We start from the raw sequence: 22,235 nt of genomic DNA on the forward strand, positions 1-22,235 counted from the left end.
TATGGAAAAGAGTCAGTTTTTATTATCTGTGAAAAATTTGTGTAAAACTTATAAGGGTGTTGGCTATGAAGTTAAAGCGCTAAAAAATGTATCCTTTGATTTACATAGAGGTGAGTTACTTGCAGTTATGGGAACAAGTGGTTCAGGAAAGAGTACATTACTTAACATATTAGGTGCTTTAGATAGTCCAGATGAAGGCACTATTTTGTTAAATGGGGAAGTGAAAAATAATATGTTTACTGAACCATATGCGACAAAATACCGGAGTGAGAATATAGGGTTTGTGTTTCAATCATTTAATTTATTGAAAGATTTATCAGTTAAAGAAAATATTGCATTACCGCTTATTTTAAAAGATATAAAAAAAGAGGAAATAGACACTGAGGTGCAGCAGATGATAGAACTAGTTGGTTTGGAAAATTGGTCTAATCATCGACCAGTTCAACTTTCAGGGGGGCAACAGCAACGTGTTGCTATCGGAAGAGCATTAATTACATCACCACCTATCGTATTAGCTGATGAACCAACTGGGAATTTAGACTTTAATAGAACTACAGAACTTTTAAAAATGTTAGTAGAGATGAAAAAAAAATTAAATCAAAGTATGGTTTTAGTTACACATGATCCCAATGTAGCAACATACGCAGATCGCGTGATTTTTTTCCATGATGGAAAAATTGTGGACAATTATGTATGTGATAATGGACCGGTCGATATGGAAAATATTTTAGAGAAGTTTAAAGCGTTGATGGAGAAAGTGCAATGATTAGATCTATTAGGGGAATAGCATTACGTTTTTTTAGAGCGAATAAATTTATTGCATTGTCATCAATTGTTAGTGTGATGTTGTCCATTTCGTTAATTATCACAATGGGAACTTTCTCGGTAAATGCTAGACATTCAATAGAAAATAAAGTTAAACAGATATATGGAGATATGGATTTGTCAGTTGGTTACAGTAGTGATCAAACAAAAGTCATGGATAAGTCCCTATTAGATAAAATTACATCCTCAAAAAGTATTAAACAATCATCGAGTGCCTTGGTTACACGTTTAAAAGTTGATAGTTTAAACACAAATATGTATACAGTTGGGGTTCAAAATGATTTACTAACAAAAAGTAAGTATCATTTTAATGAGAATATAGAATCCAATGAGGTGATAATTAATAAAGAATTAGCTCAAGTATTGAAGGTTCGAATAGGGGATAGTATTTTAATAGAAAATAAACAATATAAGATAAAAGAGTTATTGACAGATTTAGATGCAACGGGGATGCCTCCTGATATAATTATGTTATCTAAAGATACAGTTCAACGACTTATGCAGGAAAAGAATAGTAAAAATATTGAAGCCACTTATGTTTTAATTAAGATGAAAGAAAATGAAGATGTACTAACATTAGCTAATCAAATTAGAGAAATTGATTCGGACTTACGAATTGATGTAACAGAAGAAGATGAATTTTTAAAGAGTAATCTAGCCTCATTAAATATATTTATGATTATTTTGTCGGTACTCATGCTTGTTGTTACTTCATTGATGATTATTTCTAATTTTGAATTGTTTTTATATAAATATAAAAATCAAATTTCTATTATGAGATCCATTGGAGCGACAACAAAACAAATATTTAAAGTTGTGTTATTTCAATGTAGCTTGATTAATATTATTGGTACTATCTTGGGCTTTGTGCTAGCTGTAATAAGTAATCAATTCTTGCAAAAATGGCTGGAAAAATTATTTTCTTTTCAAATTAGTTCGTTAGGATTTGATTATAAAATAGCAGTAATGGTCATGATTTTTGGCGCAATATTGATTGAAATATTCATGCTGTTTCCCTCTTATAAGAGTGCAAAAGTGTTGCCATTTAAAATTATGCAGGACAATGAAAAAGTCGATTTTTCTAATAAAAATAAGTATTTGAAATTTGGGAAATTCATAACTTTTATCAGTGTAGCTCTAATTCTTATAGGAAGGTTTGTAACTTATGGAGAAGATACAAGAGTAGCGTTTGTATTAATTGGATCACTGTTATTAATATTAGGGATATTTATATTGTTTCCTATTTATCTTCCAACGTTATTAACGCGCACTTTACCTATCATTAAATTTCTTATTGGTAATACATCATTTGTAGCAATTAAGAATCTTATACCACAAGTAAAGAAGAATACATTTGTTGTTTTGACTATTAGTACAATGATGATTATTGCTGTTTTTGGATCGGCACTATTAAAAACTATTCAAAAGAATGAAGAAGCATATTTAAAACAAGAATATCCAACAAATATTATTGTGAAAAGTCATTTAAGTAAAAATTCAACAATTAAGCATGCAGAATTGCAAGCGGAGATAAAAAAAATAAAAAGTGTTAAGGAAGTAAGCACGCTAAGTAATTTTGTTTCTGCAGAATTGAAGAAAGGCGATCAATATGTTTCTTTTAATTATGCATTAGCTGATTTAAAGGAGATGGGGAAACAAAATTTACTTCCACTTCTTTCTACAAATGTGGAAAATAAGGTTGTTATTACTAAAGGTTTTGCGCTACAACATGATCTTCATGTAGGGGATAGTATTGTTCTTGGTATGTACTCAGAATCCTCACAAAAAATAGAAGAGAATGGAAGAGTTGTTGTGGGGGAAATCGTTCAAAAATTATCTGGCTCAAATGTAGAAATGTATATGGATTGGAGAAATAAAGAATTTAATACAGATTTCACTGTATTTAGTCGTTTATTTATTAGCTCCAACGATGAACAATATACCTTGAAACAATTAGAAGAATTAAAAAAACAGTATCCAGAATTACAAATCAATAGCTATGAACAGTCGGTCAAAAAGGCAAAACAAATGTTTTATCAAAGATGGTCCATATTTATTGTAGTGATGATAGTAATGGTGTTTAGTGTTATGTTAGGAGTATTTAATACTCTTATTAATAATATAAATTCAAAAAGAAAAGAATTTGCTGTTTTAAGGACGATATGTATTGATAAAAGAGGGATTATAAGGGTCATAATGACACAAGTTATTCTATATATCCTTATAGGATTAATACTTGGTACTTTTGCCGGGATTCTATTAACATATGCTATTAGTTTAATTGATCATGGGAAAGTATATATTGATTTTATTTTTGTGAATACGATTGTAGGAGTTATGTTAGGAATGGCGTTTATTATTTTTGTTCCTTTTGCAAATCGAATAGGGAAAAGAAAGGTTTCTATAGAATTAAATCAAGATAATAAATAATAGGCCATCATTATTGTAAGTTTTGAACGAATTAAGGTATTATTTATCATACTCAAAATTCTCCAGATCTAAGAAGGCTTTCACCACTGTATATGTCTTTATAGCGTTATTAATGATAATAGTGTTGAAATGAAATACACAGCAGAACTAGAAAAAGCACTAACAGACGCTGTAATTCCTGTAGATCAACAAGAACAGGCAGCTGCGTTAGCGTAAAATAGAGAACCACCTGAAGGGGAGCCTTTAGGTGGTTTTTTCTCTTGACTAAAAATAAATAAAATGTGTTACAATGATGATAGAGTATATAGTATGAATTTTGCATAAAATAAAAAAGACAGAAGCCTGAGAAACTTCTGCCTTGTGTAACCTAACTTGCTATTGTGGTGGTAGTAGGTGCGGTTATAAGACAATTACATTAACGTTTTAGCCGAGAACCGCCCTTACCTTTTCCACGAAGCAGGGTGGTTCTCGCTTTTTTGTATACAGAAATTAGCCACGGACCGACGTATCTTCTACCGATGACAACGCCAGCTCCGGTTAGGATACCGTACATTAATTTCATTACAAACATCGCGATCATATTATCACCTCCCCCTTTTTTCAAAATGGAAGAGATGATTACCACACCTACTAGTTATAGCTTATTAAGTTACGTATTCATTGTATTATGTTTTAAAATAGGGAACAAGATATATGGATGAAAATTCCTAGTTTTTAAGCAGAGCATTAGTGTCAGGGGACAAGAAGTAAATAAATATTCATAAAAAAACGGTATGGACATTACCATCCGTATTTTTTTATGTATTTATAAAACTTTTCCATACAGTGCGTCGTCTAATATATGGGAAGGAGGAAATGATGTGGATGAATTAACGATAGAAGCGTTTGAAATAGAAGATAAGGAGGAACTTATCGACGAAATAATGAACAAGTATGGGCAAGAAGTCCTGCAGCTTGTGTATTCATATGTGAATAATAAAGAGATTGCGGAGGATGTAACGCAAGATATATTTGTAAAATGTTATAAATCTCTTCATACATATAAAGGGAAATCGAATGTGAAAACGTGGTTATGGAGAATTGCGATTAATCAATGTAAGGACTATATAAAAAGTTGGTATAACAAAAAGGTAATCGTTACAGAGGATGAATTTGCGTATATTGGGATTCAAAATGATAGTGTCGAACAAACTGTCATTCAAAATGCGGAGGATAGTAGGTTGGCTTCTGCGGTAATGAGTTTACCGATAAAATATCGAGAAGTCATTTATCTATTTTATTATGAAGAATTATCAATTAAAGAGATTGCTACAGTAATAGAAGTAAAGGAAAACACGATAAAAACGAGACTGAAAAAAGCGAAGGAGCTTTTGAAGAAAGGATTGGAGGAATAATCAAATGGAAGATCGATTAAAAGGCTTGCGAAAATCAATGGAGAACACAACGTTTAAACATTTGAGTTTTTCTGATCAGCACCAGAAGCAGGTGCGCGAAAAAATTAAGCAATCGTCCGAAAAGGAAGAAGATATCCTTTTAGCAGTGTTACAACTTCTTATGAATGAAAAAACGGGTTATGAATTGATGCAGTTGCTAAGAGGGAGAGGGATTCAAAAATTCGAAGGTGGTGAAGGGTCTCTATACACTTTATTACATCGTCTAGAACAAAATCGCTTTATCCAATCTAGCTGGGATCACGCGGGAGCTAAATATTATCAATTAAATGATAAAGGAAACAAGATGCTGCGAAAGGCAGAGAAGAATGCTACGAAGGCACGATTTATATTAAAAGGATTAGTACAGGAGTGAGAAAAAATTGAACAAAAAAGGGGAGCGTTTTTTAAAAGAAGTTACGAACCATATTAAATCAAAAGAAGCGAAGGATTTGGTGGCGATGGAACTAGACTTTCACTTAAAACAGGCGAAGAATATGTGGATGGATAAAGGATTAAGTGAGGAAGTTGCTGAAGATAAGGCTGTTGAACAAATGGGAAGTCCGGTCAAACTTGGCGAAGAACTTAACAAACTGTATAAGCCAAAGGTTGATTGGTTTTTAATTGGTTTATTAGTGGCTGCGATGGGGCTAGGGTTTTTGCCGATTATAACTTTTGGACATGCTGACTTATTCATGAATAAGGTGATATTTGTTATTCTCGGTGTTGTAACAGCTATGGGCATGATGCTACTTGATTATCGGAGATTAGAGAAACTTGGGTGGATGTTTTATACAATTGGCGTACTTATCTTGTTAATGATAAAATGTTTTCCGACTGATTACGTGATTGGGGAAGCAATAATAAAAATTGGCCCCATCAAAATTGACTGTTTAATGACGATGCCATTCTTCTTTCTAGCTTGGGCTTCTTTTTTCAATAATAGTAGGTTAAAGTTTATGCATCTTCTCATATTATACGTATTTTCTTTATATCTATTTTCAACTACATCAATTCTTTTACCAATTTTCATCTATATTACGATGGTATTCGTTATGCTTTGGTGGAGTAAGTTAGGAAAGAACACGGCATGGCTCATTACAATTTTACCAATTTTACCCTTTATTGTTAGGGATCTATTTTCCTGGTCTGCGGTAAAAGAATACCGGATAGCTAGAATTTTAGGATTTATAAATCCAGCGCATGATCAATGGGATTTACGTTTACAAGAGGCAATGTCTTCAGCAGGTTGGTTTGGTACATATGGAAATATAAAGTCTATCCGTGCTGCCCATACTGATTTTGTATTTGCAAGTTTGACTTACTATTATGGATATGTACTTGCGCTAGTTCTTGTCGTGATTCTTTCTCTTTTTGCAGTAAGAATAATGAACATAGCTTATAAAATAAATGATGGTTATGGTAAATTGCTTCTCGTTGGCGGAGTGACTCTTTTTGTAATCCATTTTATTTGTAACGTTGGCATGACCCTCGGGATATTACCACGTGTTTCTATATCATTACCTTTTATTAGCTACGGATTGATACCAACTCTGTTTCATGCATTTATAATGGGAATTGTGTTAAGTGTATATCGACGTAAAGATATTCCTTTTAGAATGAGAAAAACACCTTGATGATTATCAAGGTGTTTTCGTTATAAGTTCAAAACTATCCGAATCAGCCCCAAGCACAAAAGGACTAACCTCGCCAACACTATAAAGTTGCAACTCATGCATCGCGCGCGTACAAGCAGTGTAGAACAATCTACGTACGCTCTCATCACTGTATACATCTTCAGAAGCATCATAAATAATAACAGCGTCAAATTCAATACCCTTCGCTAAATAAGCAGGGATCACGACAATACCTTGCTCATACTCGGCTGAGTTACTCTTCACGAGTTTAATATTCTCGATATGACGGAGTGCTTCGTATGCAGCGGCGCTTTCAGTTGCGGATTTACATATAATTGCGATTGTATTGTGATTTTGTTTTTGTAGTTCGGTAACTTTTGTAGTAATATGCTCGTGCAGTTCGCTGTAATCAGCTACTTTCGTTACTGTAGGTTTCTCGCCGTCGCGTTCAAAGGCGTGAATGTTCTTCCCTTCCGGTACGAGAGCACGTGTAAATTCAATAATCGGTTTTGTTGAGCGGTAGCTACGAGTTAAGTTAATACCGTTCGTTTCATCTGGTCCGTATAAGCTAGTAAGTGTATTGAAATTCACTGCCTCACTCGCATGGGCAAATATCGCTTGGTTAAAGTCTCCGAGTACCGTCATTCTTGCAGCAGGGAAGAGACGTTTTAAGAACTCGAACTGAAACGGAGAATAATCTTGCGCTTCATCTACGAGTACGTGTTTAATCGATCTGTTCGTTTGGAAGCCTTCAATTAATTCTTTTAAAAGTAAAAATGGAGTCGCATCCTCGTAATATAGCTTTCCTTCATCAAGCATGTTCACCGTTAGAGAGCAAATGTCATCCCATTCTTTCGGTTTTTCTCCAGTAACCCATGATGCGTCTGTGAAGAGTTGTTTATAGATTCCTGTGAAATTGATGAAGCGCAGTGTTTGAACGCCTTTACGAAGCGGCTTCAATTTTTTGCGGACAATCATACGTCCCAGGACTTTCGTTTCTTTCTCATAGTCATTAAAAGAGTTGTCGTCAAACTCGCCTTTTTTCTGCAAGTATTTATAAGCCTTTTGATATTCATCTTTACTAAGTAATTCAATTTCTTCTTCTACCCAAGGCTTTTTCAGTTCTGCTTTTTCAAGTGCATCTATTTGTTTATTTAGCCAATCCGTTAACTTCTCAATTCGACTATGGAAGCGGAGGGAGGAGTCAGTATTGTAAAATTGCTCTGTAATTTCTTTAGCTGAGGCGATCAGTTTCCCTCTAAATTTCATTCCTCTAAATAGCATGCCTGAAGTTTCAAGAGATTGTCTGTACGCTTTAATCATTTCGAAAAATTGAGTGGATGCTTTAAATCGGATGCTGGCATTTCTAATTTTGTAATTTGCGCTATTTGTTTCAGTTAGCATATATTCTAATTGTTCGTAAGGATCTTCCACATCAAATGACTTACTTAGTCTATGGTTTAAATATTCTTGGAATGTTACTTGCTGCATATTTTCTTCACCGAGTTCAGGTAGTACGTTAGAAACGTAGCTATTGAACATAGAGTTAGGGGAAAAGAGAATAATTTGATCCGCTTTTAGCCATTCGCGATATTTATATAGTAAGTAGGCGATTCGCTGCAGGGCAGCTGATGTTTTACCACTACCAGCAGCTCCTTGAACGATAAGGAGTCGGCCTTCATCGTGACGGATAATTTCATTTTGCTCACGCTGAATCGTAGCGACGATGCTCTGCATATGTTTGTTTGTACCTTTTCCGAGCGCTTGTTGCAGAATTTCATCACCGATTGTGAGGCTCGTATCGAACATGGAATCAATCTCGCCATTTTGAATAATGTATTGTAATTTTTTCTCCACATTACCGCGAATTACGCCGCCTGGTGTGTTGTATTCAGCCGGTCCTGGTGGATAGTCGTAATAAACACTTGAAATTGGGGCGCGCCAGTCATAAATAAGAAAGTTTTCTCCGCTTGCATCAGTAAGGGTAGAAACACCGATATAGATTTGTTCTGCGGCAGGTTCGCCTTCTTCAGTAAAATCGATGCGTCCGAAGTAAGGTGCTTTTTGCATGCGTCGCAGCGCGGCAAGTCGATTAAAGGTGTGTTTATGGGTGATTTGTGTAACAGCTAGTGACTGAGCTTGTTGTCTTAAGTTGATAACTGTTTCAAGGTAATCATCAAAAGTATCTGTATTCACTTTAACGTCATCCCAGAAGTGTTTACGGATGTTGATTACTTCTGCCCGGCGTCTGCCAGTTTCGTTTTCCAGCTTATCAATTTGCTGCGTAATCGTTTCGATTACGGTATCCAATCGTTTTTGCTCTAGATCAAGTTTTTTGTTCATACGTAAGCACTCCTTTAAAAGTGAAAAATAGAGGTTGACTGAAGAAAGGTTTTGTTGTACAATTAAGATACGGATAAATACGTTCTGTGTACTTTAGAAAACGTGTTTCTGTACTAATTTAACATAGTTTCTTAATTTAATCAATAATGATGAGATAAACCCTTGGTTCCACGCGTTGTGAATCAAGGGTTTTTTGTTTTTCTGTAAGAAATAATTGCAATTTTGCCGAGGATAATCTAAGTAAAGTATAGAAACAATCAGGAATAGGGGGATACTGATGGGAAAATATTTTGAGGAAGCACATCGTTTTTGTTCTCGTAATAGAAAGCACTTAGAAAAGGATGTTATATGTGGTTGTTTCTATTGTTTAGAAATTTTCCATCCAGAAAAAATTACAGAGTGGTGGGATGATGATAACACAGCAGTTTGTCCGTATTGTGGGATTGACTCTATTATAGGGGAAAGTTCAGGATTTAGAATCACAGAAATGTTTTTAAGTGAAATGCATAAAAGGTGGTTTTAGTTAAACGAATGACAAAATAAACTTTCGGTAACGAAGATAGTGTAAAACTAGCTAAGATTGTACACTATCCATAAAATGAAAAAGACGTTATCCTTTCTATAGAATCGAAGAGTCAATCATGTAATTTCATTTACCCAATCTGTACACAATTTCCCCCTGGAAGAGGGGATATAAAAAAGCTCGGGCTTAGCCCGAGCTTTTCATTATTTCTTTTCGTCTTTTTTATCGTCAGCTTTTTGCTCTTTGAAAAGATCTTTTAAATCTTTATCGTCAACTTTTACGTCAGCTTTTTTGATTTCTTTCATCATAAGATCGTTCATGAATTGAGCATCTTGCGTTTTTTCTTGAGCTAGTGATTTTTTAATATCAGCTTTTGATTTATCGAAAGTTGCATCTGCGTGATTATCAGTTACTTTAATAATATGGTAACCGAATTGTGTTTTTACAGGTTCGCTTACTTCATCTTTTTTCAACTTTTGAGCTGCTTCTTCAAATTCTTTTACCATTTTCCCTGGTCCGAAGAATCCTAAGTCGCCACCTTTTTCTTTTGAACCTGTATCTTCAGAGTATTGCTTTGCTAATTCTTCGAAAGATTTACCTTGAGCAAGTTCATCTTTCACTTTTTTAGCAGTTTCTTCATCTTTTACAAGGATATGACTTGCTTTAATTTCTTTTTTATAATCCTCGAATTTTGCTTTTACATCTTTATCAGTAATCGATTGTTCAACCGCTTTTTCTTGAGCTAATTGAGCACGCACACTATTTTTGATAGTTTCTTCTTTAATACCTTGTTGTTTCATTAGTGTATCGAATTGATCACCGTATTGTTTTTTCATTTCATCGAACTTTTTGTCTACATCTTTGTCTTCAACTTTGTAGTTTTTAATAAGAACTTTTTCCATAACCATGTTGTTTAGTACTTGTTTACCAGCTTGTGTCTTCATTTGATCGTAGAATTCTTCTTTTGTAATGTCACCAGCTTTAGATGTAACGATTTTGTCTGATGATGATGTTCCACATGCTGATAATGCGATTACACTTGTTGCGGCTAAGGCAAGCATAGCTTTCTTCATTCGATAAACACTCCTACTATTATGTATTTTTAATTTATCCTACACCGATGAATTTTAAATTCATAAGAGCCCGATTAAGTCTCACTGATACTTTTGCTTTTTTGTATTGGTAAAGCGCGCTTAACAGGGCTTACCGTGGCTGAGGATAAAGTTTTGATGAATGTTTTGTTCTATAGTATAAGCAATATGTACAAAATTTAATATATCATATTTCGACGCGTTTTCATATTGATAAAGAAAAATTAACCAGTACGTGTCAGATTTTGAAAGTGTGCCATATTGGGCGTATGCCGCATATACAGAATAGAGGAGGGGATGGGGATGAATTCTCAACTTATTTTATTACTTGTACTGTTTATTTTATTGGTTATTGTAGGTATAATTTGCTTATAGAGGAAAAAAGTGAGGAAGGGGCTTTCCTTCCTCACTTTCCATGAAATATAATTTCTATATAACTAGAAATTAATAAAATTGTTATACATACATTAATAACCCGAAAGACACCGGGCTGGCGGCTCGCAGCTATTTGTTTTCGTTCACACAGTGTATGTGTCATGAAATTCGTGTAAAATATAACAAGAAGTGCGAATGCGACAAAAACAACTGTTATAAGTGTCATGAGGCGAGACCTCCTTTTGGCTAAAATACATATACATATATTGTATCACACGATATTTTGTTCGTGTTACAAAATTCAGAAATAGAAGACTTTGTGTTAGAAAGTGAGGGAGAAAATGGACGTTGTTAGAAGATTAGAACAAGCTGAATACTACGTAGACCTATTATTTAAAATGATTGATGAAGAGAAGTGTCCATTTTATTCTTTGATCATAAAGAAAAAAGCTCGTAAAAAAGATATTGAACGTATACTAAATCTTTGTGAAAAACTGAACGAGCAATATGTAGTGGAGAAAGCTGAAGGGCTTCTTTTGTTCGATGCGCTGTTAAATCAATTTGAAAAAGCGCTTCCACATCAGCTCGAAGTAAACGAAACTGCGGAAGCGCTAGCAAAACAAGGTTTATTTAAGCCGCTTATGAATGAATTCTTAAGCATGATTGCGAAAAAATAAATAGATTATTTCTTAACTAACTTTTGATCGGATTCTGTAAAGTTCTCTTCAATATCTTCTAATGATTTCTCAAAAATATCGATAAAGTCTTGTCCGTAAATATTACGCAGGATTGCAATCAGTTCGATATTTTCTGGGAACTTCCCATAAAAATTACGAAGTGCAAGAGCCCCATTAAACACTGAATTATTTTCAGGATCATACTCCTCCATTAAGCGAAGTAGTAATTCTTCCCCTTTGTCTGTAATTTCAATGTACGTATTTCGTTTATCATCTTCCTTTTTTGAGAATACAAGATAGCCGCGTTCTTCCAGCTTTTTCGAGAAGTTAAACGCCGTTGATACGTGCATAACTCCAAACTTAGCAATCTCAGAAATAGAAGCCCCTTTTAAATGATAAGCGATTGTTAAAATATGATGTTCATTAATATTTAAATCGTAAGGTTTAATCCACTGCTGCCAATCTTTCTCTACACATTTCCATAACGCTTTCGATAATTGAGCAATGCGTTGGCTGAAAATCATCGCTTCTTTTACCGAGTAATCTTTTTCTCCACTTTTCATGTACTCACCCACTTTAACATTCTTTTTTCATTACTATCTATTATGCCAGTAAAATAAAAATTAATAAAGTCTTTTTGTGAGAATTGTGAAAATTTTTTAACAAAATGACATTCTATACAAATCATGCATAACTATGGAAGCGTTTTATGAGTCGTGAATACATGCGTTGTCCTTACATGTTAATTGATAACATATATTGTAAATGCATAAAAACACGGCATATCTATACGATATGCCGTGTCAAGGTCAATTTATATAAAAAATATTTGTTATATGCAAAAAACTAAGCAGGAATTTGTTTACGCTTTTTCTGGAACAGCTTCTTGTAGTTTCTCAATTGACTTTTGGATGTCCAAAATTTCTTTCTCAATATGGCGCTTGTTTTGAGAAATATCTTGTTTCCAGTTAGAAAGCGTGTCTTGCATGTCATCTTTTAGTTCTTGAAACACTTCTTTACCTTCTGAAGCAGTTTCAACAATTTGACGCTTTAATAATTTCGTATCAGCTGTAATATCAGCTAAAGTCTTTTTAATATCATTTCCTTTTTCTTTTAACTTGCCGCGCATGTCTTTACCAGAAGAAGGAGTTGAGAAAAGAACGGCTAGTCCAGCAACTGCTCCCCCGCAAATAACACCTGTAATAAAGGATTTAGCTTTTGACATAAAAGGAGACCTCCTTATTTTTTGTTCGTATTCATGATGTAAAACAATATGCATATCTTTCTTATATGTGCTATGCACAAACAATCATCCCTGAGCATTTTAAGTGAAGAAACAAGCCATGCGGAATTTGATAACTTCAGGGAAGTGGCTTGTTATGTATTACGCCTTCTTATAGTGTCATTATTTCACACTATTTGCAATTGTACTTGCGATGTTTTGTAAATTTTCCATAGTGTATTCATTTTGGTGTGATTTCCAAACAGCACCGAAACCATCTTTTTCACCGTAGCGTGGAATTAAATGAAGGTGGAAGTGGAACACAGTTTGTCCAGCTTTTTCACCGTTATTGTTAAGTAGGTTAAAGCCAACTGGATTAAACTCTGCTTTAATCGCATTTGCGATTTTTGGAACGACAGAAAAAATGTGTGATGCGATTTCTGGCGTTAACGCAAAAATGTCTTGTTTGTGAACTTTCGGAATAACAAGAGTATGTCCTTTTGTTACTTGACTAATATCTAAAAATGCAAGCACATGTTCATCTTCGTATACTTTTGAGCAAGGGATTTGCCCGTCAATGATTTTACAAAAAATACAATTGTCTGCTGTATGATTCATTGATCTCATCCTTTCAAATATCCTTAGCCGTATTTTACCATAATTACATAAGAGAACAAACACGAAAAACAGGAAGCTGACTCAGCTTCCTGTTTTCTGAAGAGGGATTGAAAAAGCATTATCGTAATTTACGTTTCGCAGACACCTCATTTATTTAAGAAATGCACGGTAAATCGGCTAAAGTTTCTGCCGTAGACACCCCATTTTCAAGTGAAATGAATTGCAATCTTTCATAAAAGGAAATTGTTTATTTTTTAAAACAGTATATGCTCTTTCGGAGACACCCCGTTTCGAAAATGAAACAAATAATCTGGTTATGTGTAAATTTCATTGTCCAACATGGACACCCCATTTCATGATGACTTCACTATGTTGTTGTACTCATCAATTGGTGGTTGCTTTTTCAATGTGTTCCTTCTTCAATAATTATGATGTCCGCTTTCGGGAAAATATATGCTAATAAATTTAAATTTTTTTTTTGAGTACATGGATACTATGTAGTACAGCATAATTTTTGGTAAGATGAATATAGAATGAATACTAATGAAGAAAGTGGTGTCGTATGAGCGAGTTATTGCGTGTAGAAAATGTTACAGGAGGATATACGAAACGACCTGTATTAAAAGACGTTTCGTTCTCTGTTAATAAAGGCGAACTTGTCGGCTTAATCGGTTTAAATGGAGCTGGTAAAAGTACGACGATTAAACATATTATCGGTTTAATGGAACCGAAAAAAGGAACTGTCACAATTAATGGGAAAACAATTCGTGATGATATGACAGCGTACCGTTCTAGCTTTTCATTCATTCCAGAAACGCCGGTATTATATGATGAATTAACGTTAGAAGAGCATTTGAAATTAACAGCGATGGCGTACGGCGTCGATGAAAAACAATATGAAGAACGTGTAGGACAACTATTACATGAATTTCGAATGAAAAATCGTTTAAAATGGTTTCCATCTCATTTCTCAAAAGGGATGAAACAAAAAGTAATGATTATGAGCGCGTTTTTAGTTGAGCCATCTCTTTACATAGTAGACGAACCTTTCGTTGGATTAGATCCGTTAGCAATTCAATCTCTTCTTCAAATGATGGATCAAATGAAAAAGAGTGGAGCCGGTATTTTAATGAGCACACATATTTTAGCGACGGCAGAGCGTTATTGTGATTCGTTCATTATTCTGCATCAAGGTGAAGTAAGAGCGAAGGGAACATTAGCTGAACTGCAATCACAGTTTAATATGCCAGGTGCAACGTTAGATGATATTTACATCGCGCTAACAAAGGAAGAAGATTATGAATAGCACAGCGTTATGGAAAGAACGATTTCGTCACTTTCTAAAAGAAGTTCGTACATATAGTAAATACGTATTTAATGATCATTTGAAATTTATTTTCGTGTTCATCATCGGTGCGGGAGCGTATTATTACCAGCAATGGTTACAAACGTTAACATCTTCCTTTCCAACTGCGCTCGTAATGGCAGTATTAATTGGACTCGTGTTAACAGCTGGATCCATTCAAACGTTATTAAAAGAAGCGGATCTCGTTTACTTACTGCCAGTTGAAGAAAAGTTAAAACCTTACTTCACCAAGGCATTTCTTTTTACATTTATGATTCAGTTATACATAATCGCAATCGTAGCAGCTGCGCTTGCTCCGTTATACTTCCAACAAATGAAGCAAACCGGTGCTGGCTACATATGGATTGTCCTCGCATTTGTCATTGTAAAAGCGTGGAATTTATTTGTAGCGTGGGAAAAGTCATTTTTAACAGATCAAAATATACAAAAGGCTGATTGGTTTATTCGTTTTATCTTAAACGGTTTATTTGTATATTTCCTTGTAGAACGTACTTCAGTTCTTGTTATTGGCGGAATCGTTCTGCTCATGGTGTTATATCTTGCTATCATGCATCAAATGGTAAAAGGAAAGCCGCTAAACTGGGAGTATTTAATTTCTGAAGAAGGTAAGAAAATGATGCTGCTGTACCGAATTGCGAATATGTTCGTTGATGTACCAGCATTAAAAGAAAGAGTATCTCGCCGAAAATGGCTGGATTTCATTCTGTCGATAATCGGCGAAAAGCGCACATATTTATACTTATATACGAGAACGTTTTTAAGATCAGGTAACTATTTTGGATTATATGTGCGTCTGCTCGCTCTTGGAGGAGTTATTCTTTACTTCATTCCATTTTTATACGGGCGATTTATCGTAAGTTTTATTTTCCTATACTTAATTGGCTATCAGCTATTAACTTTATGGAAACATCACCGCATGAAAATTTGGCTTGATTTGTATCCAGTAAAGGTAGATGAAAAGAAGAAAGATTTTCTTACTTTATTAAATGTGATTCTAATCATCGGGAGCGTAATCTTTACAGTTATATTTGCACTAGCAACGAAAGATTTCATGATGACAGGAATTTTACTTGTCGTAAGCATATTATTTAGTATCGGTTTCGTTTACCAATACGGTGCGAAGCGCATTGAACGTTTAAATTGAAGGGAATGAACCTATGATTACATATGAAGAAAAGGTTATAAAAGAACTGGAGCAGTGGAAAGCTACATTCATGAAAGATTCTTCTATGATGACACGGTTCTCAAAGAAAGTGCAGACGAAAGTACAACAGCTTATTCCGGCGAAAGTGCAAAAAGTCTTAACAGAAACGATTCGGATGATGGTGCAAACGATCAGCGCCGGATCAAACTTTATAAAGCCGAAGCTAAAAGAGACGACATGGTCACTGCAAAGACGTGATGACGAAGTGCGTAAAAAAATGGATGAGTACAAAAAAATAGCTGCGGCAGAAGGAGCAGGGACGGGGGCTGGTGGTATTTTACTCGGTCTTGCTGACTTTCCGCTTTTACTTACGATTAAAATTAAATTTTTATTCGATGCAGCAACGTTGTATGGATTTGATACAAGTAAACAAGAAGAGCGTCTTTTTATTCTTCACGTTTTCCAACTCGCCTTTTCAAGTGACAATCACAGAAAAGAAATATGGAAAGCAATTGAAACGTGGGATACAGAAAAAGAAAATCATATGGACTGGGAAAAGTTCCAAACAGAATACCGAGACTATATCGATTTAGCGAAAATGCTTCAGCTCGTACCAGTAATCGGTGCCCCGGTAGGCGCATATGCGAACTATCAATTGCTGCAAAGACTTGGAGAAGTGACAATGAATTGTTATCGTATGCGATTGCTAAATAGAAAGTAAAAAAAAGCATCCTAAATGTGTGATTTAGGATGCTTTTTTTAGAAGTTAATTTCGCTATAGCCAACTCCGACTACAATCAATATGATAAAGAGCACAATAATGGATGGAAATCCGCTTTTATTATCGTGACCAGCCTCATCGCCGCCTTTATCCCGCTGTTTATGAAGGCTGATTAAAGTTTCACTTTATCAAGAACTTCCTGTGTAAACTCTTATTAACTTGCAAATTATTCAGTTTCATTTTATAATTTATTTACCGACCGGTAAGTAAAAATAAGTGAGGTACAGTATGACAAAGAATTTACAAACATCGCAAAACATTGTAGAGGCATCATTTAAACTCATGGCAGAGCACGGCATTGAGAAGATGAGCCTTTCCATGATTGCGAAAGAGGTAGGTATTTCAAAACCGGCTATTTATTATCATTTTTCTTCTAAAGAAGCGTTAGTCGATTTTTTATTTGAAGAGATTTTTTCTGATTATCATTTTGCAAATTACTTCGATAAAGAGCAGTATACGAAAGAAAATTTTGCAGAAAAGCTAATCGCAGATGGTTTACATATGCTCTCTGAGTATGAAGGGCAAGAAGGAATACTACGCGTTATCAATGAATTTATCGTAACTGCATCGCGAAATGAAAAGTATCAGAAACGATTATTTGAAATACAAGAGGATTTCTTACATGGTTTCCACGATTTATTGAAGCAAGGCGCGAGACTGGGCGTTGTGTCACAACATGCAACGGAAGAAAACGCTCATACGCTAGCGCTTGTGATCGATAATATGAGCAATTATATGCTCATGGGATTTCAGTTAAAATATAAAGAAATTTGGATTCGAAATGTGAAAAGCGTCATGAAGGAGGAGTAAAAATGAAAATGCAAAAAAACTGGTGGCTCGGTTTTCTTGGATTCATTGGAGTTTATAAAATTCCAGGCATGATAGAGGCTTTTCAAGCAGATGGAAGTTGGATGAAGTTAATCGGTTTTATTTGGCTACTTTGGTTCGGATATTTTATTCCAGAGAGGAAAGAAGATTAAATTTTAATTTTCTGTAAAGTTATGTAAAATATAGATTAAGAGTATTCGTATATTAGATTACTAGATTTGGAGTGGTTACATGGATCCATTGAAAAATGAAATTAACCCTGACATGGTCAAAGTGTGGAAAATTCGTGCTGTAATTGAAGAAGGGATCGGTATACTCGTCATTTTAGCTTACCTTTTCCTTATGATAAAGTTTGATTGGTGGGCGTGGATTTTGTATGTGATGATTGGGCTAACAGTTGTGTTCGCGCCATTTTCGTACTTCTTATTCCCGAAACTACGTCAACGTTATTACAGCTACCAACTAAATGATGAAGAACTTGAAATTCAGCATGGTCTTTTCGTCGTAAAGCGCGTATTAGTACCGATGATTCGTGTGCAGCACGTTACGATTGAACAAGGACCAATTATGAGAAAATACGGATTAGCAGAATTACACATTTCAACAGCAGCAACTTCTCACAGCATTCCAGGCTTAACGATGTATGAAGCAGAAATGTTGAAAACGAAAATCGCAGAATTAGCGAAAGTGAGTGATGAGGATGTATAAGAGGCAGCATCCAATCACGATGTTATTAGAATTGAAAATAACAGATTTTATACCACTCATTATTTTCATGTTTAGCTTAAACGGAAAATTCCCGTTTTGGTATTTAATTCCCGCAGCATTTGGTTTACTCACCGTTTTTTCAGCATTTGAAAAATGGTATTACACAACATATTGGGTTGAAAATAACGTATTACATGTGAAAAAAGGTCTCTTCGTGAAAAAGGAGAGCTACTTAAATAAAGAACGTGTTCAAACGATTAATACAAGTTCTAACGTACTATATCAAATGCTCGGTTTGAAAAAAATTCAGATTGAAACAGCTGGTGGGGGCGATGAAGCAGAAGTTAGCTTAGCTGGTATTACGGCAGAAGAAGCGGCGGAGCTTATTGCTTTGCTAAATGAGCCAACTCCAGAAGTGAAAGCAGAAGGAACGTTAGACGAAGCAACAGAAAATGTAGTAGAAAAAGCAATTGTTACAGAGGAAAAACAAACGACAGAATATAAATTAACTTGGAAAGAGATTTTATTAGCATCTGTTACATCTGGTCAATTTGGACTATTATTCTCTTTAATCTTTTTCGTTTATCACCAAGTAGATGAGTACATTCCGAAATGGATAGAGAATGGCGTAAAGTCGTATGTAATGGAACATGATATATATGGCTGGATTTTCATGGTAGCCATTTTACTCGTTCTTTCTTGGATTATATCTACAATCGGTTACGCGTTAAAACATGGCGATTTCACAGTGAATCGAAGAAATGACGAAGTTCGCATTTCACAAGGATTACTTGAGAAAAAAGAGCTCGTACTAAAATTGCATCGTATTCAAGGTATTACGATAAAAGAAAGTATTTTACGCCAACCATTCGGTTATTGTGCTGTGCAAGTAGAAGTCATTCAAAGTGAGGGAAAAGAAGAAAAAGTTACACTGCATCCTATCATTCGAAAAAATCGAGTGCAACAGTTACTCGCCCATTTACAATTACCATACGAACTGAATGCAAACATTATTGCATTACCAAAAGCAGCATTGCGCCGCTATCTCATTGATAGTTTTATCTTCTTCGCAATGCTAGCAATCCCGCTTCTTGGAATAAGTATATACTCTGAAAAGCACTTCATCATGTGGGCATTAATTCCGCTCGCAATCCTTATCTTTACACTTGGATACGCAACATTTAAAACAAATGGTTACAGTGTTAACGGAGAACAAATTACACTTGTCTATCGTAGCGTCGGAAAATACACAGGACTTATTAGAAGAAGACACGTCCAATCAATGGAGAAGACACAATCATATTTCCAGCGCCGCGCGGATTTATGTACGTATAAGTTTTCTAGTGCATCATCTAGTTATAAAATAGAGCATACGAGAGTAGAAGACGCGGAGAGAATGCAGGATTGGTATAAGAAGAGAATGAGGGAGGAATAATTTGAGAAAGCTTGCCTATTATGAAGGGCAGGCTTTTTTTGTTATAAGGAAATGAGTGGTTTAAGTGATAGAGCAGTACAACTACAGCACACATGTATTAATATGTATGAAAAAAGGTAATATTCTTCTATTTTAGAGGAATCTGTGGAATTTTTGATATAAATGGTATACTAAAATATAAATAGTATTAGGAGGTTATATATGATAAGTCAGTTGAAAAGAGAAGCACTTGATGCATTAAAAGGAAGATGGGGATTAGCGGTAGGGGCAACTTTATTAATTGGAATCCTTATTGGAGCTGTTGAAATGCTAACCACAGGTATTTTTTCGATATTTTGGGGTTGGGAAGAAGCAAGTGATTCACTCACAGTAAGTATTATTGTAATGCTTGTTATTGGTCCATTAACAATAGGTGCCTATTATCTTGTTTTAAATGCAATTCGTAGGACTGATGCTCGCATTGGTCATATATTTAGATGGTTTAGCGATGGAAGTAAGTTGATGAAGTCGTTTTTAACATATTTACTAATGTATGTATACTTGACTCTATGGACATTACTTCTTATTATTCCAGGTATTATTAAATCATTTTCTTATTCTATGACATATTTTATTTTGAATGATCATCCAGAATATACAGCGAATCAAGCGATTACTGAGAGTCGTCATATGATGAATGGACATAAAATGGATTACTTTTTACTATGCTTAAGTTTCTTAGGCTGGTTCATATTAAGTATTCTTACTATAGGAATCGGTTTCTTATGGTTAGTACCTTATTTCTACTCGACATCGGCAGCATTTTATGAAGAGATTTCAAAAGAATATTATAAAAAAGAGAGCACTACTTTCTAATAAAACATATAAACTATCTACCCTAAAGAATGTAGGGAGCAGATAGCAGATGGTTTAGGTGTTTTGATATTTGTCCTATTTTCGGGATTCACTTCAGGATAAGGTATAGATTTTTATATAGAAATGCTTCCCTCTATGTTTTATCATAGAGGGTTATTTTTTTATGTAAAAATGATAGGAAATAATGAATAATATATGTAAAGAAAAAAGCGAGGTGAATGAGAGTGAGCAAATTTTTAATACCGTATTCATTTTCTATATTAAGTTTCTTTATTTCAGCAACAGCACTTGATTTATATGATAGGATGGGAAACGATAGTGAGCTGGTTTCGCCGAACATAATTGGAAAGATAATTCAATCTACTGCGCAAATGGGAGTCCTTACATTGTATTTCGGAGTACCTATTATTTTAGGTGGCTGTCTACTTGGTGAGCTATTGTTTAGAGGTATCATTTTACGATTTAAACTAAGCTATATTATATCTTTATTATTATATCTATTTTTAGCTTTTAGTATTGTTTTCGTAACGGTAGGCATTCCAACTACATATGAAGATTCTAATACATTTTTCATAGGGATAACTATGATTTGTGCTGTTACATTCTTTGTGAGTCGGAATATATGGGAAAACAAGTTAATAATGGAGTGACAAAATGAAATACACCTGTCCATGTTGCGGATATAAAGTTTCACTTTATTGGATCAGTTAGAAAACCGACTAGTGAAGATGTGAAGGATGCTAGTTGGCCGCGAATTTGTTAAGTAAAATGTTATTACTCGATTCGATGGGAGTAATAACATTTTTTATTTAATGCTGAAAGAATTACTGCCGTCTTATAAAGTAATAAGAAGGACTAATCGGTAAATTTTATTGATGGATATATTAGGAATGAATACAAAAGTATAGATGTATAGTCGACTTTGTGTATTTAATGTTATCATATTGAATGATATGGAAATTTTTAATAGAATAAGTAACTAAAAATTCAAAGGTAATGAAGCTTTTGTTGTATAAAGAAAATACTTAGTAGTAATCAACAATATTAAAAATAAGATTCGTATTTATATAAATTTAGTAGAAATGGGGTTTTAAAAAGGAATGAGTATCAGCATAACGCGGCAAAAGATTTTGGCGGCCGCTTCTCAAATTGTGCAATGTAAAGGGGTTGCTAAATTAACCTTAGAAGCAGTGGCAAAAGAGGCGGGTGTAAGTAAAGGTGGATTATTGTATCACTTTGCAAATAAAGAAGCTTTAATAGAAGGTATGATAGTCAGAGGGATAGAGGATTATGAGGGCGCTATTTACAATAAAGTAGCGGAAGACTCAGAGAGGAAAGGGAGATGGGTTCGCTCTTTTGTAGAGGAAAGATTAAGTAATGAGAGAAGAACAGAAGAGTTGTCTAGTAGTATGATGGCAGCATTCATGTTAAAACCTGAATTACTTGAGCCATTACAACAATCATTTCAGCAACTGCAAAAGAATATAGAAAACGATGAGATAGATTCAGTTTGTGCAACAATTATTAGATTAGCAGCAGATGGATTATGGTATTCGGAATATTTAGGGGTTGGCAGACTAAGCCCCGAGTTAAGAGAAAAAGTGATTCAAGCTCTTATTGATAATTCATATAAATAGAATATACGAACTATATAATACGAAAACAATTCACCATTACTTATTTAATGTAGTGGTGAATTGTTTTTTTTATTAGAAAAATAGAACAATTTTATAGAGTATTGAATTATAACCGTCCAGACGGTATAGTAATATTTGGTTTAAGAGGAAAATGAAACAAAAAAAGAATAAAAGATATTTTTAGCACACTATTCGAAAGGATAGGCCGCAAAGCTTAGAGTCTACGGTAATACATATTGGTTACTAAGATCGTCTGGTTGCACATTTTTGATGCAACCGGACGGTCTTTTTTTGTTATATAAATATAAAA

The 22,235-nt window shown here is 34.5% G+C and carries 25 protein-coding genes and 1 riboswitch; of the genes, 17 read left to right on the forward strand and 8 right to left on the reverse strand.

What is annotated here, in order from left to right; genetic code table 11:
• Position 1: 1 nt before the first annotated feature.
• Entirely contained in the window at positions 2 to 766 is a 765-nt protein-coding gene (locus DOS87_RS05465; RefSeq protein WP_208730220.1) for an ABC transporter ATP-binding protein, read from the forward strand.
• Positions 763 to 3,255, forward strand: a complete 2,493-nt coding sequence (locus tag DOS87_RS05470; RefSeq protein ID WP_000621279.1) for an ABC transporter permease — start codon at positions 763 to 765, stop codon at positions 3,253 to 3,255. The genes DOS87_RS05465 and DOS87_RS05470 overlap by 4 nt, the downstream gene beginning before the upstream one ends.
• A 415-nt stretch (positions 3,256 to 3,670) precedes the next feature.
• Here the strand turns inward: DOS87_RS05470 and DOS87_RS05475 are convergent, their stop codons facing one another.
• Positions 3,671 to 3,835: a hypothetical protein gene (locus DOS87_RS05475; RefSeq protein ID WP_000561155.1), complete on the reverse strand. Its 165-nt coding sequence runs from the start codon at positions 3,833 to 3,835 to the stop codon at positions 3,671 to 3,673.
• A gap of 280 nt (positions 3,836 to 4,115) precedes the next feature.
• Between DOS87_RS05475 and DOS87_RS05480 the strand changes: the two genes are divergently transcribed.
• Genes DOS87_RS05480 through DOS87_RS05490 form a run of 3 tightly spaced genes read left to right on the forward strand, consistent with a single transcriptional unit; the run spans position 4,116 to position 6,322 of the window.
• Positions 4,116 to 4,649: a sigma-70 family RNA polymerase sigma factor gene (locus DOS87_RS05480; RefSeq protein ID WP_000344008.1), complete on the forward strand. Its 534-nt coding sequence runs from the start codon at positions 4,116 to 4,118 to the stop codon at positions 4,647 to 4,649.
• A gap of 4 nt (positions 4,650 to 4,653) precedes the next feature.
• Complete coding sequence (locus DOS87_RS05485; RefSeq protein ID WP_000390151.1) at positions 4,654 to 5,061, forward strand: PadR family transcriptional regulator; 408 nt, start codon at positions 4,654 to 4,656, stop codon at positions 5,059 to 5,061.
• A 7-nt stretch (positions 5,062 to 5,068) separates the two neighbouring features.
• Positions 5,069 to 6,322, forward strand: a complete 1,254-nt coding sequence (locus DOS87_RS05490; RefSeq protein WP_072939782.1) for an FtsW/RodA/SpoVE family cell cycle protein — start codon at positions 5,069 to 5,071, stop codon at positions 6,320 to 6,322.
• 6 nt (positions 6,323 to 6,328) lie between these two features.
• On the opposite strand, the gene helD is transcribed toward DOS87_RS05490, so the two are convergent.
• On the reverse strand, positions 6,329 to 8,665 hold the full coding sequence (gene helD, locus DOS87_RS05495) for an RNA polymerase recycling motor HelD (RefSeq protein WP_065228421.1): 2,337 nt from the start codon (positions 8,663 to 8,665) through the stop codon (positions 6,329 to 6,331).
• A gap of 277 nt (positions 8,666 to 8,942) precedes the next feature.
• Here helD and DOS87_RS05500 point away from each other — a divergent pair, with 277 nt between their 5' ends.
• Entirely contained in the window at positions 8,943 to 9,188 is a 246-nt protein-coding gene (locus tag DOS87_RS05500) for a hypothetical protein (RefSeq protein ID WP_000521398.1), read from the forward strand.
• Positions 9,189 to 9,391: 203 nt separating this feature from the next.
• Here the strand turns inward: DOS87_RS05500 and prsA are convergent, their stop codons facing one another.
• Both prsA and DOS87_RS05510 read right to left on the reverse strand, forming a co-directional pair.
• The gene (gene prsA / locus DOS87_RS05505; RefSeq protein WP_098578271.1) at positions 9,392 to 10,261 is read right to left on the reverse strand and encodes a peptidylprolyl isomerase PrsA; all 870 of its coding nucleotides are present in this window, start codon (positions 10,259 to 10,261) and stop codon (positions 9,392 to 9,394) included.
• Positions 10,262 to 10,685: 424 nt separating this feature from the next.
• Positions 10,686 to 10,880, reverse strand: coding sequence for a hypothetical protein (locus DOS87_RS05510; RefSeq protein ID WP_000172690.1), 195 nt, complete (start codon positions 10,878 to 10,880; stop codon positions 10,686 to 10,688).
• Between the two features lie 115 nt (positions 10,881 to 10,995).
• Between DOS87_RS05510 and DOS87_RS05515 the strand changes: the two genes are divergently transcribed.
• Entirely contained in the window at positions 10,996 to 11,331 is a 336-nt protein-coding gene (locus tag DOS87_RS05515; protein ID WP_098578270.1) for a DUF1878 family protein, read from the forward strand.
• 5 nt (positions 11,332 to 11,336) lie between these two features.
• Here the strand turns inward: DOS87_RS05515 and DOS87_RS05520 are convergent, their stop codons facing one another.
• The 3 genes from DOS87_RS05520 to DOS87_RS05530 form a co-directional block, all read right to left on the reverse strand.
• The gene (locus DOS87_RS05520) at positions 11,337 to 11,894 is read right to left on the reverse strand and encodes an HTH-type transcriptional regulator Hpr (RefSeq protein ID WP_000834924.1); all 558 of its coding nucleotides are present in this window, start codon (positions 11,892 to 11,894) and stop codon (positions 11,337 to 11,339) included.
• Between the two features lie 299 nt (positions 11,895 to 12,193).
• A complete protein-coding gene (locus tag DOS87_RS05525) occupies positions 12,194 to 12,556 on the reverse strand; it encodes a YtxH domain-containing protein (RefSeq protein WP_000030302.1) in 363 nt (120 codons plus the stop codon).
• A gap of 180 nt (positions 12,557 to 12,736) precedes the next feature.
• A complete protein-coding gene (locus tag DOS87_RS05530; RefSeq protein WP_001016835.1) occupies positions 12,737 to 13,171 on the reverse strand; it encodes an HIT family protein in 435 nt (144 codons plus the stop codon).
• Positions 13,172 to 13,733: 562 nt separating this feature from the next.
• Here DOS87_RS05530 and ecsA point away from each other — a divergent pair.
• The 3 genes from ecsA to ecsC are packed head-to-tail and all read left to right on the forward strand — an operon-like array spanning position 13,734 to position 16,402.
• Complete coding sequence (ecsA, locus tag DOS87_RS05535) at positions 13,734 to 14,477, forward strand: ABC transporter ATP-binding protein EcsA (RefSeq protein ID WP_001292597.1); 744 nt, start codon at positions 13,734 to 13,736, stop codon at positions 14,475 to 14,477.
• Positions 14,470 to 15,681: an ABC transporter permease EcsB gene (gene ecsB / locus DOS87_RS05540; protein ID WP_098578269.1), complete on the forward strand. Its 1,212-nt coding sequence runs from the start codon at positions 14,470 to 14,472 to the stop codon at positions 15,679 to 15,681. The genes ecsA and ecsB overlap by 8 nt, the downstream gene beginning before the upstream one ends.
• A gap of 13 nt (positions 15,682 to 15,694) precedes the next feature.
• The gene (ecsC, locus tag DOS87_RS05545) at positions 15,695 to 16,402 is read left to right on the forward strand and encodes an ecs operon protein EcsC (protein ID WP_000634144.1); all 708 of its coding nucleotides are present in this window, start codon (positions 15,695 to 15,697) and stop codon (positions 16,400 to 16,402) included.
• Between the two features lie 38 nt (positions 16,403 to 16,440).
• Here ecsC and DOS87_RS05550 read toward each other — a convergent pair whose 3' ends face one another.
• Positions 16,441 to 16,575, reverse strand: coding sequence for a YjcZ family sporulation protein (locus DOS87_RS05550; protein WP_102981857.1), 135 nt, complete (start codon positions 16,573 to 16,575; stop codon positions 16,441 to 16,443).
• A 115-nt stretch (positions 16,576 to 16,690) separates the two neighbouring features.
• Here DOS87_RS05550 and DOS87_RS05555 point away from each other — a divergent pair, with 115 nt between their 5' ends.
• The 7 genes from DOS87_RS05555 (at position 16,691) to DOS87_RS05585 (ending at position 21,925) form a co-directional block, all read left to right on the forward strand.
• Positions 16,691 to 17,272, forward strand: a complete 582-nt coding sequence (locus DOS87_RS05555) for a TetR/AcrR family transcriptional regulator (RefSeq protein WP_000164836.1) — start codon at positions 16,691 to 16,693, stop codon at positions 17,270 to 17,272.
• Positions 17,273 to 17,274: 2 nt separating this feature from the next.
• Positions 17,275 to 17,442, forward strand: coding sequence for a hypothetical protein (locus DOS87_RS05560; protein WP_000783816.1), 168 nt, complete (start codon positions 17,275 to 17,277; stop codon positions 17,440 to 17,442).
• A 79-nt stretch (positions 17,443 to 17,521) separates the two neighbouring features.
• Entirely contained in the window at positions 17,522 to 17,998 is a 477-nt protein-coding gene (locus DOS87_RS05565; protein ID WP_098578268.1) for a PH domain-containing protein, read from the forward strand.
• Positions 17,991 to 19,433, forward strand: coding sequence for a PH domain-containing protein (locus DOS87_RS05570; RefSeq protein WP_000278212.1), 1,443 nt, complete (start codon positions 17,991 to 17,993; stop codon positions 19,431 to 19,433). The genes DOS87_RS05565 and DOS87_RS05570 overlap by 8 nt, the downstream gene beginning before the upstream one ends.
• 201 nt (positions 19,434 to 19,634) lie before the next feature.
• Positions 19,635 to 20,288 carry a DUF975 family protein gene (locus DOS87_RS05575; protein WP_000625404.1) on the forward strand — a complete coding sequence of 218 codons (654 nt, stop codon included), beginning with the start codon at positions 19,635 to 19,637 and terminating at the stop codon, positions 20,286 to 20,288.
• A 224-nt stretch (positions 20,289 to 20,512) separates the two neighbouring features.
• Positions 20,513 to 20,938, forward strand: a complete 426-nt coding sequence (locus DOS87_RS05580) for a hypothetical protein (protein ID WP_002083032.1) — start codon at positions 20,513 to 20,515, stop codon at positions 20,936 to 20,938.
• A gap of 450 nt (positions 20,939 to 21,388) precedes the next feature.
• Complete coding sequence (locus tag DOS87_RS05585; RefSeq protein ID WP_000028014.1) at positions 21,389 to 21,925, forward strand: TetR/AcrR family transcriptional regulator; 537 nt, start codon at positions 21,389 to 21,391, stop codon at positions 21,923 to 21,925.
• 172 nt (positions 21,926 to 22,097) lie between these two features.
• A riboswitch (cyclic di-GMP riboswitch) is annotated at positions 22,098 to 22,190 on the forward strand.
• Positions 22,191 to 22,235 lie beyond the last annotated feature (45 nt).

It is taken from the genome of Bacillus sp. CR71 (assembly GCF_003429245.1).
Lineage (GTDB): Bacteria > Bacillota > Bacilli > Bacillales > Bacillaceae_G > Bacillus_A > Bacillus_A thuringiensis_S.

Excerpts from the sequence above, each read along its gene's own strand:
- DOS87_RS05465 (WP_208730220.1), top strand. The coding sequence starts at position 2 with ATGGAAAAGAGTCAGTTTTTATTATCTGTGAAAAATTTGTGTAAAACT.
- DOS87_RS05470 (WP_000621279.1), top strand. The coding sequence starts at position 763 with ATGATTAGATCTATTAGGGGAATAGCATTACGTTTTTTTAGAGCGAAT.
- DOS87_RS05475 (WP_000561155.1), bottom strand. The coding sequence starts at position 3,835 with ATGATCGCGATGTTTGTAATGAAATTAATGTACGGTATCCTAACCGGA.
- DOS87_RS05485 (WP_000390151.1), top strand. The coding sequence starts at position 4,654 with ATGGAAGATCGATTAAAAGGCTTGCGAAAATCAATGGAGAACACAACG.
- helD (WP_065228421.1), bottom strand. The coding sequence starts at position 8,665 with ATGAACAAAAAACTTGATCTAGAGCAAAAACGATTGGATACCGTAATC.
- DOS87_RS05500 (WP_000521398.1), top strand. The coding sequence starts at position 8,943 with ATGGGAAAATATTTTGAGGAAGCACATCGTTTTTGTTCTCGTAATAGA.
- prsA (WP_098578271.1), bottom strand. The coding sequence starts at position 10,261 with ATGAAGAAAGCTATGCTTGCCTTAGCCGCAACAAGTGTAATCGCATTA.
- DOS87_RS05510 (WP_000172690.1), bottom strand. The coding sequence starts at position 10,880 with ATGACACTTATAACAGTTGTTTTTGTCGCATTCGCACTTCTTGTTATA.
- DOS87_RS05515 (WP_098578270.1), top strand. The coding sequence starts at position 10,996 with ATGGACGTTGTTAGAAGATTAGAACAAGCTGAATACTACGTAGACCTA.
- DOS87_RS05520 (WP_000834924.1), bottom strand. The coding sequence starts at position 11,894 with ATGAAAAGTGGAGAAAAAGATTACTCGGTAAAAGAAGCGATGATTTTC.
- DOS87_RS05525 (WP_000030302.1), bottom strand. The coding sequence starts at position 12,556 with ATGTCAAAAGCTAAATCCTTTATTACAGGTGTTATTTGCGGGGGAGCA.
- DOS87_RS05530 (WP_001016835.1), bottom strand. The coding sequence starts at position 13,171 with ATGAATCATACAGCAGACAATTGTATTTTTTGTAAAATCATTGACGGG.
- ecsA (WP_001292597.1), top strand. The coding sequence starts at position 13,734 with ATGAGCGAGTTATTGCGTGTAGAAAATGTTACAGGAGGATATACGAAA.
- ecsB (WP_098578269.1), top strand. The coding sequence starts at position 14,470 with ATGAATAGCACAGCGTTATGGAAAGAACGATTTCGTCACTTTCTAAAA.
- ecsC (WP_000634144.1), top strand. The coding sequence starts at position 15,695 with ATGATTACATATGAAGAAAAGGTTATAAAAGAACTGGAGCAGTGGAAA.
- DOS87_RS05555 (WP_000164836.1), top strand. The coding sequence starts at position 16,691 with ATGACAAAGAATTTACAAACATCGCAAAACATTGTAGAGGCATCATTT.
- DOS87_RS05560 (WP_000783816.1), top strand. The coding sequence starts at position 17,275 with ATGAAAATGCAAAAAAACTGGTGGCTCGGTTTTCTTGGATTCATTGGA.
- DOS87_RS05565 (WP_098578268.1), top strand. The coding sequence starts at position 17,522 with ATGGATCCATTGAAAAATGAAATTAACCCTGACATGGTCAAAGTGTGG.
- DOS87_RS05570 (WP_000278212.1), top strand. The coding sequence starts at position 17,991 with ATGTATAAGAGGCAGCATCCAATCACGATGTTATTAGAATTGAAAATA.
- DOS87_RS05575 (WP_000625404.1), top strand. The coding sequence starts at position 19,635 with ATGATAAGTCAGTTGAAAAGAGAAGCACTTGATGCATTAAAAGGAAGA.
- DOS87_RS05585 (WP_000028014.1), top strand. The coding sequence starts at position 21,389 with ATGAGTATCAGCATAACGCGGCAAAAGATTTTGGCGGCCGCTTCTCAA.